Source organism: Mycobacterium sp. ITM-2016-00317 (genome assembly GCF_002968295.1).
GTDB lineage: Bacteria > Actinomycetota > Actinomycetes > Mycobacteriales > Mycobacteriaceae > Mycobacterium.
Genome location: NZ_CP134399.1, coordinates 4,395,066 through 4,410,545 on the forward strand (window position 1 = coordinate 4,395,066; position 15,480 = coordinate 4,410,545).

A 15,480-nucleotide genomic window follows, 5' to 3' on the forward strand; every position below is an offset into this window, starting at 1 on the left:
TTGGAACGGTGACGGTCACGCTGGGGTACGCCACCGCCGCGGACGGGGACCTCGACGAGCAGCTCGCCGAGCTCGCCGCCGCGGGCGTGGACCCGCGCCGGATCTTCACCGACCGGACGGCGGGACCGGTGGACAAGATGCGGGCGGGCCTGGTGGCACTGCTCAGCTATGCCCGATCCGGCGACGTCGTCGTGGTGGTGGCGATCGACCGGCTGGGCCGCTCGGCGGCGGAGGTGGCGCAGACGGTCGCCGATCTCAGCGGCCGCGGGATCACGCTGCAGTGCCTGCGCGACGGACTGGACACCGCGAACGCGACCGGGCGCGTCGTCGCCAGGGTGCTGACCGACCTGGCCGCCCTCGACGTACGAGGCCCGGCCGCCTCTAGGCCTTGACGGACTTGGCCGCCTTGGCTTCCTTGTTTTTGGCCTTGGCTTCCTTCTTGTAGGCGCGCACCTGCTGCAGCGACACGGCATCGGTCACGTCGGCCACCGACATGTGGGTGCCGGTCTTGCCGTAGTCGCCGGCTGCGGCCTGCCAGCCCTGCGGGGTGACGCCGTACTGCTTGCCCAGCAGCGCGAGGAAGATCTTGGCCTTCTGCTCGCCGAATCCCGGGAGCGCCTTGAGCCTGCGCAGCACCTCGGCGCCGTCAGCGCCGTCGGACCACAGCGCGGTCACGTCGCCGCCGTACTCGTCGACGATCACCTGCGCCAGCGCCTGCACGCGCTTGGCCATCGACCCCGGGAACCGGTGCACCGCAGGCGTTTGCGCGCACAGCTCGGCGAAGTTGTCGGGGTCATGGTCGGCGATCAGCTGCGCGTCGAACCCGCCCATCCGGTCGGCGATCTTCTTCGGCCCGCCGAACGCCACTTCCATCGGGATCTGCTGATCGAGCAGCATCCCGACCAGAAGTGCGAACGGGTTGTCCTCCAGCAGCGCGTCGGCCGCCGGCTCCTGAACCAGGCACAGCTTCGCAGTCATGCCAGCAGCCTACGGCGGCCATCGCGATGGACGGTACGCCCGTCTGGCGGCAAGGCGACGATCACCACCGAACGGTGAGCGAGGTCGACCTGCCCGGGACTTCTCTCGTGGGGGCGTCGCGAGAGGAACGGTCAGCTGTTCTCATCTCACCGAGGGGGCCCTTCCTTCGGCCGTCGCGCGGTTTCCAACCGCTCCTCGATGCCGTCGACCACCAGCACTCGCGGACATGCACTGCCCCAAACCCTTTCGTGCCCGGCGCTGGCGTCGGCGGCCTTGAGGTCCCGGGCGGTCAACGCGGCGCGTCTTGGGCCTGTAAGTGGCGGTCTATGCGCGCGCGCACTGCAGCGCCGTCGGGTTCCTGGTCGACGGCATCGAAGACTTTCTTCCTCTTCTCGTCGGGCATGTTCGGTGGCAGCAGCGGGACGTCGGCATCGACTATGGCCTCTATCAGGGTGGGCCGGTCGGCGCTGAAAGCCGATCGCCACGCCTCGGACGCCTGGTCCGACTTCTCCACCCGGATGCCCTGAAGGCCGAGCATCTCGGCGTAGCGGGCGTATGGGAAGTCGGGTACGTGCTGTGAGGCCGGGTATCGCGGGTCGCCTTCCATTTCTCGCTGTTCCCAGCTGACCTCGCTGAGGTCGCGGTTGTGCAGAACGAGCACGACGAACCGTGGGTCTTGCCACTCACGCCAGCGTTGCCCGACGGTGATGAGCTCGAGCAGGCCGTTCATCTGCATTGCCCCGTCGCCGGCCAGCGCCACGACGGGGCGGTCCGGCGCGTCGAGCTTGGCCGCGATGCCGTACGGCATCGCACAGCCCATCGAGGCGAGATACCCGGAGACGTGGGCGGGCACGCCCTCGGGCAGGTGCACGTGTTTGGCGTACCAGTAGGTGGACGAGCCGACGTCGACGGCGATCCGCGCGTTGCCGGGAAGATGATCGTTGAGGGCGTGCACGACGAATTCAGGGTTGGCGTCGGTGGTCTCGGCCGCAATGTTCTTCTCTGCGCAGGCTTTCCAGCGACCGATGTACTGGCCGACGGTGTCGGTCCACTCTTGGTCGGGGCTGCGTTCCAGCAGGGGTAGAAGTTCGCGGAGGGTGGTGGCGGCGTCGCCGACGATGCCGACCTCGACAGGGAACTTGGCGCCGAGGACGCGGGGGTCGACGTCGATCTGGACGGCGCGCGCCTGACCGGGCGCGGGATAGAACTCCGTCCAGGGGTCGTTGCACCCGACGATCAGCAAGGTGTCGCAGTTTTCCATCAGGTCGGCGCTGGCGGTGGTACCCAGGTGACCCATGACGCCGGTGTGCCAGGGCGCGCTCTCGTCGAGGACGGGCTTACCCAGCAGCGACGCGGTGACACCAGCACCCAGGGCCTGGACGGTCTGGGCGATTTCGCCGGCGGCTCCCGCGGCGCCGCGGCCGATCAGCAGGGCGACTTTGCGACCCGCATTGAGGACGTCGGCAGCCTCGTGGAGGCGCTGCGGTGGGGGGACGATGTGGCGGTGGTCGGCAATGGGTGACGACGGGACGATGCCATGGCTGTGCGGGAGTTCATCTGGAAGAGAAGCCTTCTGAACGTCATGGGGGACGATGAGGCAGGTGGGCGTGGAGGTCGCGATGGCGGTGCGCATGGCGTTGTCGAGTGCCATCGGAAGTTGTTCGGGGCTGAAGACGGTCTGCACGAACTGGCCGCAGACATCTTTGAAAAGGGGGTGTAGGTCGACTTCTTGAAGGTAGCCACTGCCGAGGGCGGTGGAGACTATTTGGCCGACCATGGCGACCACGGGGCGGCGGTCGAGTTTGGCATCGTAAAGTCCGGCGAGCAGGTGAATGGCTCCGGGACCCTGGGTGGCAAGGCACACGCCGACCTCGCCGGTGTACTTCGCGTGCCCGCACGCCATGAACGCGGCCATCTCTTCATGGCGGACAGAGACGTATTCGGGTGTGCCGCCGGCGCGGTGAAGGGCGGCGAGAACCGGGTCGATCCCATCGCCGGCATAGCCGAAGATGCGCTTGACGCCCCATTCGCGGAGTCGGTCGATGATGCCGTCAGCAACGAGTGAGCTCATCGTGCGGGGCTACCCGGCGTAGGCCGTCCCAACCGTCGGACCGACGTTTGGCGCCGGGTTTCGGCTGACACCGGCGGTGCGGACAGCCGGCCGTTCCGCGGTCAGGGCCACCGGGAGTATGCGAACGTGTAGGCGATAACCGGTGGAAATGCCCGTAGGAGATGACGTTGAGACGTGTGATCGCACCTCTTGTTGCGGCGGTGGTCGTCGCAATCGGTACGGCAGGTACTGCCTACGCAATTCCCGAACAGGGCACCCCGGAGTTCGACGGCTACATGGAGGGTCTACAGCGCAACGGCTACGTCCTGAATCCGGACACGGCATGGCGCGTTTCCCACCAGGCTTGCGTGGGCGGCATACCGGGATACATCGGTCTGGAGCTGGCCGCTCAAGGGGTTATCGGCCCCGGCGCCCAACAGCGGGTGATGGACGTCGCCCGCAAGTACGCCTGTCCCGTGCAATAGCGAATCATCGCGCTTCGTCTGAACCGAATCCGGCCGTCAGTTGCGGCTGTGTGGTGGGGGTTCGTACGGGTGGTACCACTTCCATTGGATGCGTTCGCCCGACGGTCCGCGATAGGGCGGCACTTCGGGTGGGGGTTGAGTCGGGGGCCGGGCCAGCGATCCCGGTTCGAGTCTTCGGCCGACCCGATCGGTGACGACCAGCTGATCAGCGGGGCCGGTGAGGGTGATTCCGCCGCGGTGGTGCAGGCGGTGGTGGAACGGGCAGATCAGCACCAGGTTGTCCAACTCGGTCGCGCCGCCGTCCTCCCAATGCCGCAGGTGATGGGCATGCAAGGCTTTGGTGGCCCCGCAGCCGGGCACCACACACGAGCGGTCGCGGTACTCCAGCGCTCGGCGTAGCCGGCGACTGATCGTGCGAGTCGTGCGCCCCACGCCCAGGGGTTGGCCGTCGCGTTCGAACCACACCTCACAGGTGGCATCACAGGTCAGGAACCGGCGCTGCTGCGATGTGAGTGCCGGCCCCAGATGCAGGGCGGCGACCTTGTCCTTGACATCGACATGCACCACCACCGTGGTGTGCTGCCCGTGCGGGCGCCGCGCGGCCTCGGCATCCCAGCCCGCTTCCACCAACGCCATGAACGCATTCCCGCCCGTCGGCAGCGGCGCGCGCCCCGCACCTGACTCCTCGGAGTGGTCGGGGTGGTCGCGTTTCCACTGGGCGATCAGCCCATCCTGATGGGACTGCAGCGCCGCATCGAAGATCGCCGCTTCCGGGGCCGGCAGCCGGATCTGCCAGCAGGTGAACTCCCCCTCCACCCGCTTGGAAATCGACGGCTGCGGCACCACCACCGGCTCAGGTTCGGGCTCGGGGTCGGGGTCACGTTCGGGTTTGGGTTCCTGTTTGATCGCGGTGCGCAACTGGGCGACCGTGGAATGCGACGCCAACTCCGCGTAATGGGCATCCGACCCCGCACCAGCACCCTCGGCGATCGCCCCGACCTGATCCAACGACAACCGACCCGCACGCAGATCCCGCACACACCGTGGGAACTCTTCCAACCGACGCGCGACCGCCACGATCGTCTCGGCATTGCGCATCGAGGTGCCCAACCTCCAGGCGATCAACCCCTCCATCGACTTCACCCCGGTAAATCCCCACAACCGAGCCTCATCGATCTCCGCAGCGATCTCCGCGACCCGCCCGTCAATGGCATTGCGCTGCCCCGCCAACTCCGCCAACTCGGCGAAAAACCCGTCCAGGCGCTCGGACTGACCCATCGCCACATCGGCGGTGTCAGCGGCAACCCGGGAGGACATGACCCCATTCAAGCACCACCCACCGACAAAAACCGGCACCCGAAAACGGCTCGCGCACAGCATGATTTCACGAGATCCACACCAAGGTCGTCACTTGCCCCGCCGAGCCGCAGACGCGACGTAAGCTCACGCTGTGACGTCGCCCGCCGTCGAGATCATCGACAACTACTTCACCTGCGAGTTCACCACGATCTCGCGCGACGGGACGCCGCAGACCTGGCCGGTGAGTCCGCGGTTGCTCGCCGACGGCAGGCTGCTGGTGACCACGAGTATCGGGCTGCCGCAGAAGGCCTTCAACATCCGGCGCAACCCGAAGGTCGGCATGCTGTTCTCCGAGCCGACCGGCAGCGGGGTGTCGCCGCCGGGCGCCGTGCTGATCCAGGGCGATGCGATTGCCGAGGACCGCATCGTCACCGACATCGCGTCGGAGCCGGAACTGGCGGAGCTGGCACGGACGGTGTCGGCGCGCCAGCCGGCCAGCGCGATGTGGAGCACCCGGCTCGGACGCCGGCTGTGGTGGTCCTACCACCTGCGCCTGCTGATCTACGTGACGCCGCGCCGCGTCCTGTACTGGCCCACCCGCGACTTCGCCAGCGCGCCTGAGGAACTCGACCTCAGCGAGGTGCGCCGTGTGGGCTGATGCGGCCAAGCGGCTCAACAGATTCGGCGAGGCGGTGCTGACCGCGTTCGACGCGCACGGCTACCCGATCAGCGTGCGCGTGCCCACCGGCGCCTACGACCCCGCGACCGGCGAGCTGCCCGCGGTGCTGCCCGCCGAGCTCGGCGCCGTCGAGGGACCGGCCAACCTGCTGTGCCACTTCCACGACGAGAAGCTGTGGCGCCTCGACAGCGCACAGGTCATCGGCCGGCTGGAACGCCGCGGCTCGGGCTGGGCCTTCGTCAGCCAGACCTACAGGCCGCGCTCGCGCTGGTACGTCCTGACCTTCCTGCGGAACAACAACCGCGCGGCCCTGCGCTATCTCGACAGACGGGGGCTCGACCGCCCCACTGTGAATTGGGCTGCCGTGCAGGACATCCGGCAGGGCAAGTGATGTCCGGCGAGCTCGCGATCGCACTGACCGCAGCGCTGATCCTGCTCGCGGTCGCCGCGGTGGTGCTCGCCGTCCGGACCCGGCGGGTGGTCGCGACGCCCACCGAACGGGCGGTGCACACCGCGCTGCACACGGCCTCGCTGGCGGCCAGGGCGCTGCGCCGCGGCCTCGACACCGACTCCGCCGAGACCGCGGCGCCGTTCCTGCGCGGCCTCACCGGCACCGACGGTCTGGCCCTGTTCGACGGTGACGGCGGCCTGCTCGCCGAGGACGCCTGGGCCGACGGGTTGTGGGAGCCCGACGTGCGGGAGGCGTGCGTCGGCGCGGCGCGTCAGTCCGTGGCGGGCGGGCGGCGGGTGATGACGCACGCACGGACCGCCGCGGTGGTGGCCCAGCCGCTGCTGGCCGAGTCCGGCGACACTCTCGGCGTGCTCGTGGTCGTCACCACCCGCTCCCCCGCCCCCGGCATGCTCGGCGCCGTGGGTGAGGTGGCCCGCTACGCCGCCAGTCAGGTCGAGCTCGCCGAACTCGACGCGTCCCGGGCCCGACTCGACCGCGCCGAGGTGCTGGCGTTGCGCGCCCAGATCAGCCCGCACTTCATCTACAACGCGCTGAACACGATCGCGTCGTTCGTGCGCACCGACCCGGACCGGGCCCGCGAGCTGATTCTGGAGTTCGCCGACTTCACCCGCTACTCGTTCCGCGCGGCGGGCCAGTTCACCACGCTGGCCGAGGAACTCCGCAACATCGACCGCTACCTGACGTTGGAGCGGGCCCGGTTCGGGACGGCGCTGAAGGTCACCCTGCAGGTCGCACCGGAGGTCCTCAACGTCGTGGTGCCGTTCCTGGCGCTGCAGCCACTGGTGGAGAACGCGGTGCGGCACGGCTTCGCCGGCCGGGGCAGCGGGTCCATCGAACTCGTCGCCCGCGACGAGGGCTCCGATTGCGTCATCACCGTCGAGGACGACGGGGTCGGCATGGATCCCGACGCGTTGCGTGCCGGACCGGGCGACGCCCTGGCCGACGGTGCCCGGGCCTCCGAGGGGGCGGGCGCCCACGTCGGGCTGACCAATGTCGACCATCGTCTGCGGGCCGCGTTCGGCAACGATTACGGTCTGGTGGTCGAGACGGCGATCGGCGCCGGCACGAAGGTGCTCATGCGGGTGCCCAAGTTCCGGTCGGGCGTGCGGGCCAGCGGAGGTGGGTTCGGAGTGGGTCGAAATGAGTAGCGCGTGACCAGGTCGCTCACCGTGCTCGCCGTCGACGACGAAGCTCCCGCCCTCGACGAACTCGCCTATCTCCTCGGCAGACATCCCTGCGTCGCGGAGGTCCACCGCGCCGGCGATGCCACGTCGGCGCTGCGGGAGCTGAACCTGCGCACCATCGACGCGGTGTTCCTCGACATCAACATGCCCGGCCTGTCAGGCATCGAACTGGCCGGTGTGCTGGCCAATTACGCGCAGCCGCCGGCGATCGTGTTCGTCACCGCGCACGACGACAAGGCCGTCGCCGCCTTCGACGTCGGCGCTGTGGACTATCTGCTCAAGCCCATCCGGGAGGGCCGCCTCGACGACGCGGTCCGCCGCGCGGCCGCGGCCCGGTCCGCAGCCCCGGCGGCCGAAACCGTCGACGAGGAGCCGGATTCCGGCGTCGTCCCGGCCGAGCTCGGCGGCGTCACCCATCTGGTCCCCCGGGACAGCATCGGCTGGATCGAAGCCGAGGGCGACTACGCCCGGCTGCACTCGGCGTCGGGTTCGCATCTGGTGCGGATCCCGCTCAGCACGCTCGAAACCCGCTGGCGCGACCACGGGTTCCAGCGGGTGCACCGGTCCTACCTGGTGGCACTGCGCCTGGTCACCGGGCTGCGCACCGCCGACGGCGCGGTGCTGGTGCGGTTGCGCGCCAACGGCGCCTCCCCCGCGGTCGAACTCCCGGTGAGCAGGCGCCAGGCCCGCGAGCTGCGCGACCGTCTGGTGCGCACCCCGATGCGCAGCCTGCGACCGGCCGGAGGCGTCGATGACCAGCAGTGAGCGGCCGCAACGCCGGCGGGTGGTGCTGGCGCACCGGCGCGGCGCCCGCATGGTGCGGACCCGGGTGGAGGTGCAGGAGCAGACGCAAGTCGGCGACGCGCTCGTGCGCGGCCTGATGCGCGCCCAGCTGGGTCTGGCACTGCGGCTGGCCGCTGTCGTGGTCGGCCTGATCGGCGCCATCCCGTTGCTCAATGCGCTGTTCCCCGAACTCGGCAGCATCACGGTGTTCGGGGTCCGGTTGAACTGGCTGGTGCTGGCCGCACTGGTGTACCCGCTGTTGTACGGGATCGGCTGGTTCTACGTGCGCCTGGCCGAACAGGCCGAGCGGGATTTCGTCGGCGTCGTCGACTCCGAGCCGTGACCGGTTCCGCACTGACGGCAGCCGCGCTGCTGAGCGCGGCGGTGGCCACCGTCGCGATCGGCGCCTACGGCGTCCGCTTCTCGCGCACCACCTCCGACTTCCTGGTCGCGTCCCGCACCGTCGGGTCGAGATGGAACGCCGCCGCGATCTCCGGCGAATACCTCTCGGCTGCCTCGTTTCTCGGGGTGGCCGGGCTGATCGCCAAGTACGGCGCCGACGCACTGTGGTATCCGGTCGGGTTCACCGCCGGCTACCTCGGCCTGTTGCTGTTCGTCGCCGCGCCGCTGCGCCGATCGGGCGCCTACACGGTGCCCGACTTCGCCGAGTTCCGGCTCGGCTCGGCACGGCTGCGCAAGATGGCGATGCTGGTGGTCGTCGTGATCTGCGTGTTCTACCTGGTCCCGCAGTACCAGGGCGCCGGCCTGGCCCTGAAAACGCTTCTCGGCATTCCGGTCTGGCTCGGCCCGCTGGCGGTCGGCACGATCGTCATCACCAACGTCGTCGCCGGCGGGATGCGCTCGATCACGTTCGTGCAGGCGTTCCAGTACTGGCTCAAGCTGACCGCGGTCGCGATTCCCGCGCTCGCCCTGGCCGGGCTGTTCCTGACCGACCGGGGCGGCGAACTGGGCGGCCCGCTGCCGCCGACCGTGCAGCAGGACACCACCGTCGAGATCGAGACCGACGTCGTGGTGCAGGTTGCCGAACCCGGCGGGATCACCGTGACCGGCACGCTGGACGGCCGACCGGTCGAGGGCGTGATGATCGGCCCGGCGGGCGAGCACACGCTGGGCGCGGGCAGCACGCTGTCCCTGTCGGCGGGCGCGGCCACCCCGGTGGTGGCAGGCACCCCGAGCGCGGGCACCGACTGGATCGCCTCCGGCGGCGGACTCGGCGGTCATCATCCGCTGTACCAGGTGCTCTCGATCATGGTGGCGACGTTCCTGGGCACCATGGGGCTGCCGCACGTGCTGGTCCGCTTCTACACCAACCCCGACGGCCGCGCGGCGCGGCGCACGGCGCTGACGGTGATCGCGCTGCTGTCGCTGTTCTATCTGTTCCCGACGCTGCTGGGGGTGTTCTCCCGGCTGTACGTGCCGCAGCTGCTGATCACCGGAACAGCCGACGCCGCGGTGCTTCTGGCGCCGGAGTCGGCGATCGCCGGGGCCGCCGGACAGCTGCTGGGCGCGCTCGTGGCCGCCGGTGCGATCGCGGCGTTCCTCGCGACCTCGTCGGGTCTGCTGGTCAGCTTCGCCGGCGCGCTGGCCACCGACGTGCTGCCGGGCCGGGTACGTGACTTCCGCGCCGCGGCCGTGGTCGGCGGTCTGATCCCGATCCCGTTGGCGCTGGCCGCATCCGGCGAACTGGAGCTGTCCCGCAGTGTCGGGCTGGCGTTCGCGGTCGCGGCGTCGACACTGTGTCCGCTGCTGGTGCTGGGCATCTGGTGGCGTGGGCTGACCGCAACCGGGGCGATGTCGGGACTGGCCGTGGGCGGCCTGTTGTCCGGCGGCGCGGTCACCGTCGCGGTGGCCGGCGGCGTCGACGAGGACGTGCTGGGCGGCTGGCCCGCGGTGCTGGTCGGCTACCCCGCGGCCGTCACCGTGCCGGTGGCGTTCGCGACGATGCTGGTGGTCAGCCGCCTCACCCGCGCCACCGCGCCCGCCGACGTCGCGCAGACCTTCGCGCGGATGCACGTGCCGGAGCATCTGGGCATGGGGGTCGAGCGGGTGCCGAACCGGTGAACGCCGTCACCGTTCGTCGTCGCTGATCGACCGTTCACCGCAGCCTGCCCCGAGCTTGCCGTGTCGGCGCCCGCGACCCTGGGTATGTGACCCGCATCTCAACTACGTTCACCCGAGAGCCGGTTCACAGCAGTCAGGAGTGCGATCAAGGTGTCCGAGACAGACCTTCCGATTCGCCCGGAAGCCATCAGCGGCGAACGCTATCTAGAAGTCCAGGCCAGCCCCGAGTTCCAGGAACTGCGAAGCAGGCTGCGCCGCTTCGTCTTTCCGATGACCGCGATCTTCCTGATCTGGTACACCACCTACGTCCTGCTGGGCGCCTTCGCCCACGACTTCATGGCCACCAGGGTCTGGGGTGACATCAACGTCGGGCTGCTCATCGGCCTGGGGCAGTTCCTGTCGACGTTCCTGATCACCGGCCTGTACGTGCGGTTCGCCAACCGGGAACTCGACCCGAAGTCCGAGGCCATCCGCGCCCAACTGGAGAGTGAGCTCAAATGACCACCCTCATGGCCCAGTCCGAGACGGTGGGCAACCCACTGGCCAACATCGGCATCTTCAGCCTGTTCGTGATCGTGACCATGGTCGTGGTGATCCGGGCCAGCAAGCGTAACGCCACCGCCGACGAGTTCTTCACCGGCGGCCGCGGCTTCTCCGGCCCGCAGAACGGCATCGCGATCGCCGGTGACTACCTGTCGGCGGCCAGCTTCCTCGGCATCGCAGGCGCGATCGCGGTCTACGGCTACGACGGCTTCCTGTACTCGATCGGCTTCCTGGTGGCGTGGCTGGTCGCGCTGCTGCTGGTCGCCGAATTGCTGCGCAACACAGGCAAATTCACCATGGCGGACGTGCTGAGCTTCCGCCTGCGGCAGCGGCCGGTGCGGCTGGCCGCGGCCACCAACACACTGACGGTGTCGCTGTTCTACCTGCTGGCCCAGATGGCGGGTGCCGGCGGTCTGGTCGCGCTGCTGCTGGACATCAACAGCCGCGCCGGGCAGTCGCTGGTGATCGCCGTGGTCGGCGTGCTGATGATCGTCTACGTGCTGGTCGGTGGCATGAAGGGCACCACGTGGGTGCAGATCATCAAGGCAGTGCTGCTGATCGTCGGCGCGGGCTTGATGACGGTGATGGTGCTCGCGAAGTTCGGGCTGAACTTCTCCGAGATCCTCGGGTCCGCGCAGTCGGCCATCAGCGGCGCGACCACCGCCGGTGTCGCCGACCGTGACGTGCTGGCCCCCGGCGCGCAGTACGGCGGCTCGCTGACCTCGCAGATCAACTTCATCTCGCTGGCGCTGGCGCTGGTGCTCGGCACCGCGGGCCTGCCGCACGTGCTGATGCGCTTCTACACGGTGCCGACCGCCAAAGAGGCCCGACGGTCCGTCGTGTGGGCGATCGCGCTGATCGGCGCGTTCTACCTGTTCACCCTGGTGCTGGGCTACGGGGCCGCGGCGCTGGTCGGCCCGGACCGCATCCTCGGCGCCGCGGGCGGGGTCAACTCGGCGGCACCGTTGCTGGCCTTCGAACTCGGCGGGGTGATCCTGCTCGGCGTCATCTCCGCGGTCGCGTTCGCGACGATCCTGGCGGTCGTGGCCGGACTGACCATCACCGCGTCGGCATCGTTCGCCCACGACATCTACGCCAGCGTGCTGCGTGGTGGTCCGGGCAAGAAGCCGGTCACCGAGGCCGAGCAGGTCAGGGTCTCCCGGATCACGGCCGTGGTGCTCGGCGTGCTCGCGATCGGGCTGGGCATCCTGGCCAACGGCCAGAACATCGCGTTCCTGGTGGCGCTGGCGTTCGCGGTGGCCGCGGCGGCCAACCTGCCGACGATCATCTACTCGCTGTACTGGCGGCGGTTCAACACCCGCGGCGCGCTGTGGAGCATGTACGGCGGTCTGATCTCGACGATCGTGCTGATCGTGTTCTCCCCGGCGGTGTCGGGGTCGAAGACCGCGATGATCCCTGGCGTCGATTTCGCGTGGTTCCCGCTGGCCAACCCGGGCATCGTGTCGATTCCGCTGGCGTTCATCCTGGGCATCGTCGGCACCCTGACCTCGCCTGATAACGAGGACCCGAAGGTGGCCGCCGAGATGGAGGTGCGCTCGCTGACCGGCATCGGCGCCGAGAAGGCTGTCTCGCACTAACCCCCTTTCCGACGAAATTGCATTCCAGTAGGCAAGAATCGATAAACGCCTACTGGAATGCAATTTCGGCCGTTCTGCGTTTACCGAGCAGTGCCCACCCGTGAGATGTCCGCCTCCGCCACGCCCACCCGCCGCCGCGACTTCGCGCTGCTGACCTATGTGTTGGCGGCCGTGATGCTGGGTGCCACGCTGCCGACACCCATGTACGACCTCTACGGGCGGCAACTGCACTTCTCGGTGCTGACCACCACCGTCATCTTCGCCGTCTACGCGGGCGGGGTGCTCGGCGCGTTGCTGCTGTTCGGCCGCTGGTCCGATGTGGTCGGCCGCAAACCGATGCTGCTGGCCGCCGCGCTGCTGGCGATCGGCAGCTCGGTGGTCTTCCTGGCCGCCGATTCGGTCGCGGCGCTGCTGGTCGGGCGGGTGCTGTCGGGTCTCTCGGTCGGCATCGTCACGGGCACGGCGACCGCCGCGATCCTGGAATCGGCACCACCGCGGTGGCGCACCCGGGCCGCGGGCGTCGCGACGCTGGCCAACCTGGGCGCGCTGGGGCTGGGCCCGATGGTGGCGGGTGCGCTGATCCAGTTCGCGCCCGCGCCGCTGGATACCGCGTTCGTCGTGCACATTGTGCTGATGGCGCTCGCGGTGCTGGCGCTCGCGATGACCGGTGAGACGGCCGAGCGGGGCGGCCGGCTCAGCGTCCAACGCCTCTCGTTGCCGCCGCAGACGCGCGCGGTGTTCGCGGTGGCCGCGACCGCGGCATTCGCCGGCTTCGCGGTGAACGCCATGTTCACCTCGCTCGCACCGACGTTTGTGACCACGTTGATGGGTGTGCAGAGCCACGCCGTGGCCGGTGTGGTGGCGGGTCTGACGGTGTTGACCGCGGGCGTGGTGCAGCCCGCCGCAGTGCGGGTGGCCCCGTCACGCGCGATCGCGGTCGGCAGCGCCGTGCTGGTCTTGGCGATGGTGATGTTGCTTGTGGCACTGACGTTCTCGTCGCTGTGGGGATTGATCGTCGCCGCGGTCGTGGCGGGCATCGGCCAGGGGCTCAGTTTCGGTCGCGGGCTGGCGGCGGTGTCGGAGCGGACACCGCCGGATCGGCGCGCGGAGGTCAGTTCGTCCTACTTCCTGGTCGCCTACGTCGCGCTGTCGCTGCCGATCGTCGCGATGGGGGCCGCCGCCCGCGCCTGGGGTCTGCAGGCCGCGGGCGAGGTGTTCGCGATCGTGATCGGAGTCCTCGCGCTGGTCTGCTTCGTGTCGATCGTGCTCCAGGAGCGGCGTCGCCCGGTCGGGTAGTTCTACCTAGGCACCGCCGAGCCGCCGCGCCCTAGCGTGGGGTGTCATGACCACCTCGGCGTTCCCCACGCCCGCCGACGTCGCGGCGCGCACCCCGCCCGAGCGGGACCGGGCCATCGACGTCATCCGGATCACCGCGCTGATCGCCGTCGTGGCCGGGCACACGGTGATGGCCACCAGCACGATCCGCGACGACGTCTTCATCTGGGAGAACCTGCTCGCCGAGGTGCCGGTGTTCCAGGCGCTGACGTGGGTGTTCCAGGTCATGCCGCTGTTCTTCTTCGCCGGGGTCGCCGCGTCGGTCGGGTCGTGGCGCCCCGGCGCCGGCTGGGGCAACTGGTTGCTGCGCCGCTGCACCCGGCTGTACCGGCCGGTGTTCTGCTACCTGGCGTTCTGGGCCGTGGCACTGGTGATCCTGCGGTCGTTGCTGCCGGTCCACGTCTACGAACCCGTGGCCGGGATCTCCACCCAGCTGCTGTGGTTCCTCGGCGCGTACGTGCTGGTGCTCGCCGCCGTCCCGGTGCTGGCCCGGATCACGACGACAGGCAGGTTCGTCGTCGCGGTGCGGCCACCTATGCCGGCGTCGCGGCGGTCGACGCGATCAGGCTCGCCACCGACGTCCCCGTGCCGTTCGGCTACCTGAACCTGGCGGCGTGGCTGATCCCCGGCATGTGCGGCGTGGCGTACCGGCGGCGCCTGCTGTCGGTGCCTGCGGCATGGCGACCGGTTCGGCGATGTTCGCGGTGAACGTGGCACTGGTGGCGTTCGGCCCGTACGAGCTGAGCCTCGTCGGCATCGAGACCCAGGAACTGAAGAACATGGCGCCGCCGTCGCTACTGATGGCTGGGCACGCAATCATGGTGTGCGCGTGGGCGATCGCCGCGGCACCGCTGATCGCCCGATGGGCCCGCAGGCCCCGGGTGTGGCACCTGACAGTCCTCGGCAACAGCGGCGCGATGACGCTCTACCTGTGGCACATCCCGCTGCTGCTGGGCATGCACCTGGTCTTCGACTATCTCGGTCACCCGCGCTTCGATCCGGCCGCCCCGGGCTTCGTCGCGCTGTCGGTGGTGCAGATGCTGGTGATGGCGGTCGCGGTCGGCGCCGCGTTCGTGGTGCTGCGGCCGCTGGAGAACGATCCGCTCCCGTTCTGGGACGGCGGGTGCGTCTCCGGGCCGGGTCTGCGCAGTGCGGCGGTGGGGACGCTGCTGTGCGTCGCCGGCGCCGCGACGCTGGCCTCGGTCGGGTGGGGCCTCAAGGACCAGGGGCTGCACCTGACCACGGTGATGCTGGCGGCGCTGGCCGGGGCGCGCATGCTCGCCACCGACAGCCGGTGAAGCTCAGCCGCTCTTGCGGCGGAACTCCCGACGGTTCTCCAGCGGGCCGTGCGCGCCGCGCGACTGCTTGGCTCCGGCGTCGCGGTGGGCCGAGCCGTCGACGGCCTTGGCATTCTTGCGCTCGAGCGCTTCTTTGAATCTGCGCTTCTGATCGTCCTCGCCGGCTTCGACGGGCTCATTGGATGCCATGACGGCAGCCTAGTCCTATTGCGAGGTCGCTCGCGTCAGCGCTCAGCGCTTCCCCGGCGGCATGCCGTAGACGTGCGAGATCGGCAGCTTCATCAGCACCCTGCGGTCGTCGACCATGGCCCGCCGGTAGTCGTCCCAGTCCGGATGCTCGCCGGAGATATTGCGGTAGAGCTCGATCAGCCCCTCGACGGTGTCGTCTCCCGGCTCGGCCGCCGGCGGGGTCAGCACCGCGTCGCCCTCGGCGACCGCGTACGACCATCCGTCGTCGGAGCTGACGTGGATCGCCGCCCGCGGATCGCGGCGCAGGTTGCGCGTCTTGGCCCGCGGTTCGGTGATCGACACCGAGATCGTCAGCGTGCGTGGGTCGAAGTGGTAGGACACGTTGGACAGCTGGGGCCTGCCGTCGCGTTTGATGGTGGCGAGCACGCCCAGCGTGTTTCCGCCGATCAGCGCCAGTAGCTTGTCGTCGAAAACGTCGCGCGTCATGGAGACGAGCCTACGACCT

At 69.5% G+C, this 15,480-nt stretch carries 16 protein-coding genes and 1 pseudogene; 12 read left to right on the forward strand and 5 right to left on the reverse strand.

From position 1 onward, the window contains the following. Positions 1 to 8 precede the first annotated feature (8 nt). On the forward strand, positions 9 to 392 hold the full coding sequence (locus C6A87_RS20895; RefSeq protein WP_311114004.1) for a recombinase family protein: 384 nt from the start codon (positions 9 to 11) through the stop codon (positions 390 to 392). On the opposite strand, the gene C6A87_RS20900 is transcribed toward C6A87_RS20895, so the two are convergent. Further along, positions 382 to 978, reverse strand: coding sequence for an HhH-GPD-type base excision DNA repair protein (locus tag C6A87_RS20900; protein ID WP_311114005.1), 597 nt, complete (start codon positions 976 to 978; stop codon positions 382 to 384). The genes C6A87_RS20895 and C6A87_RS20900 overlap by 11 nt on opposite strands. A 289-nt stretch (positions 979 to 1,267) precedes the next feature. Next, entirely contained in the window at positions 1,268 to 3,049 is a 1,782-nt protein-coding gene (locus tag C6A87_RS20905; RefSeq protein ID WP_311114006.1) for a thiamine pyrophosphate-requiring protein, read from the reverse strand. A gap of 161 nt (positions 3,050 to 3,210) precedes the next feature. Between C6A87_RS20905 and C6A87_RS20910 the strand changes: the two genes are divergently transcribed. Next, positions 3,211 to 3,513 (forward strand): DUF732 domain-containing protein, encoded by a 303-nt coding sequence (locus C6A87_RS20910; RefSeq protein WP_311114007.1) that lies wholly within the window; start codon positions 3,211 to 3,213, stop codon positions 3,511 to 3,513. A gap of 36 nt (positions 3,514 to 3,549) precedes the next feature. Here the strand turns inward: C6A87_RS20910 and C6A87_RS20915 are convergent, their stop codons facing one another. Next, the gene (locus C6A87_RS20915; protein ID WP_311114008.1) at positions 3,550 to 4,830 is read right to left on the reverse strand and encodes a DUF222 domain-containing protein; all 1,281 of its coding nucleotides are present in this window, start codon (positions 4,828 to 4,830) and stop codon (positions 3,550 to 3,552) included. A gap of 133 nt (positions 4,831 to 4,963) precedes the next feature. On the opposite strand from C6A87_RS20915, the gene C6A87_RS20920 reads away from it, so the two are divergent. The 10 genes and pseudogenes from C6A87_RS20920 to C6A87_RS20965 all read left to right on the forward strand — a co-directional run bounded on the left by C6A87_RS20920 (position 4,964) and on the right by C6A87_RS20965 (position 14,786). Further along, positions 4,964 to 5,470, forward strand: a complete 507-nt coding sequence (locus C6A87_RS20920; RefSeq protein WP_311114009.1) for a pyridoxamine 5'-phosphate oxidase family protein — start codon at positions 4,964 to 4,966, stop codon at positions 5,468 to 5,470. Next, the gene (locus C6A87_RS20925) at positions 5,460 to 5,882 is read left to right on the forward strand and encodes a hypothetical protein (protein ID WP_311114010.1); all 423 of its coding nucleotides are present in this window, start codon (positions 5,460 to 5,462) and stop codon (positions 5,880 to 5,882) included. Before C6A87_RS20920 ends, C6A87_RS20925 begins: the two co-directional genes overlap by 11 nt. After that, on the forward strand, positions 5,882 to 7,111 hold the full coding sequence (locus C6A87_RS20930; RefSeq protein WP_311114011.1) for a histidine kinase: 1,230 nt from the start codon (positions 5,882 to 5,884) through the stop codon (positions 7,109 to 7,111). The genes C6A87_RS20925 and C6A87_RS20930 overlap by 1 nt, the downstream gene beginning before the upstream one ends. Before the next feature lie 3 nt (positions 7,112 to 7,114). Further along, positions 7,115 to 7,912: a LytTR family DNA-binding domain-containing protein gene (locus C6A87_RS20935; RefSeq protein ID WP_311114012.1), complete on the forward strand. Its 798-nt coding sequence runs from the start codon at positions 7,115 to 7,117 to the stop codon at positions 7,910 to 7,912. Next, positions 7,899 to 8,273 (forward strand): hypothetical protein, encoded by a 375-nt coding sequence (locus tag C6A87_RS20940; RefSeq protein ID WP_311114013.1) that lies wholly within the window; start codon positions 7,899 to 7,901, stop codon positions 8,271 to 8,273. The genes C6A87_RS20935 and C6A87_RS20940 overlap by 14 nt, the downstream gene beginning before the upstream one ends. Further along, entirely contained in the window at positions 8,270 to 10,012 is a 1,743-nt protein-coding gene (locus C6A87_RS20945) for a cation acetate symporter (RefSeq protein WP_311114014.1), read from the forward strand. The genes C6A87_RS20940 and C6A87_RS20945 overlap by 4 nt, the downstream gene beginning before the upstream one ends. A gap of 150 nt (positions 10,013 to 10,162) precedes the next feature. Then, entirely contained in the window at positions 10,163 to 10,513 is a 351-nt protein-coding gene (locus C6A87_RS20950; RefSeq protein ID WP_311114015.1) for a DUF485 domain-containing protein, read from the forward strand. Beyond that, a complete protein-coding gene (locus C6A87_RS20955) occupies positions 10,510 to 12,153 on the forward strand; it encodes a cation acetate symporter (RefSeq protein WP_311114016.1) in 1,644 nt (547 codons plus the stop codon). The genes C6A87_RS20950 and C6A87_RS20955 overlap by 4 nt, the downstream gene beginning before the upstream one ends. 105 nt (positions 12,154 to 12,258) lie before the next feature. Then, positions 12,259 to 13,449, forward strand: coding sequence for an MFS transporter (locus tag C6A87_RS20960; protein WP_311114017.1), 1,191 nt, complete (start codon positions 12,259 to 12,261; stop codon positions 13,447 to 13,449). A 46-nt stretch (positions 13,450 to 13,495) separates the two neighbouring features. Further along, positions 13,496 to 14,786, forward strand: a pseudogene (locus C6A87_RS20965) (acyltransferase). A gap of 3 nt (positions 14,787 to 14,789) precedes the next feature. Here C6A87_RS20965 and C6A87_RS20970 read toward each other — a convergent pair. Then, on the reverse strand, positions 14,790 to 14,975 hold the full coding sequence (locus C6A87_RS20970) for a DUF5302 domain-containing protein (protein ID WP_311114018.1): 186 nt from the start codon (positions 14,973 to 14,975) through the stop codon (positions 14,790 to 14,792). Positions 14,976 to 15,017: 42 nt separating this feature from the next. Next, positions 15,018 to 15,461 (reverse strand): PPOX class F420-dependent oxidoreductase, encoded by a 444-nt coding sequence (locus C6A87_RS20975; protein ID WP_311114019.1) that lies wholly within the window; start codon positions 15,459 to 15,461, stop codon positions 15,018 to 15,020. Between the last annotated feature and the right edge of the window lie 19 nt (positions 15,462 to 15,480).

Bases quoted from the DNA above. Each gene is read 5' to 3' on its own strand.
- C6A87_RS20910 (WP_311114007.1), top strand. From the start codon at position 3,211: ATGACGTTGAGACGTGTGATCGCACCTCTTGTTGCGGCGGTGGTCGTC.
- C6A87_RS20970 (WP_311114018.1), bottom strand. From the start codon at position 14,975: ATGGCATCCAATGAGCCCGTCGAAGCCGGCGAGGACGATCAGAAGCGC.
- C6A87_RS20940 (WP_311114013.1), top strand. From the start codon at position 7,899: ATGACCAGCAGTGAGCGGCCGCAACGCCGGCGGGTGGTGCTGGCGCAC.
- C6A87_RS20930 (WP_311114011.1), top strand. From the start codon at position 5,882: ATGTCCGGCGAGCTCGCGATCGCACTGACCGCAGCGCTGATCCTGCTC.
- C6A87_RS20905 (WP_311114006.1), bottom strand. From the start codon at position 3,049: ATGAGCTCACTCGTTGCTGACGGCATCATCGACCGACTCCGCGAATGG.
- C6A87_RS20900 (WP_311114005.1), bottom strand. From the start codon at position 978: ATGACTGCGAAGCTGTGCCTGGTTCAGGAGCCGGCGGCCGACGCGCTG.
- C6A87_RS20960 (WP_311114017.1), top strand. From the start codon at position 12,259: ATGTCCGCCTCCGCCACGCCCACCCGCCGCCGCGACTTCGCGCTGCTG.
- C6A87_RS20915 (WP_311114008.1), bottom strand. From the start codon at position 4,830: ATGTCCTCCCGGGTTGCCGCTGACACCGCCGATGTGGCGATGGGTCAG.
- C6A87_RS20955 (WP_311114016.1), top strand. From the start codon at position 10,510: ATGACCACCCTCATGGCCCAGTCCGAGACGGTGGGCAACCCACTGGCC.
- C6A87_RS20975 (WP_311114019.1), bottom strand. From the start codon at position 15,461: ATGACGCGCGACGTTTTCGACGACAAGCTACTGGCGCTGATCGGCGGA.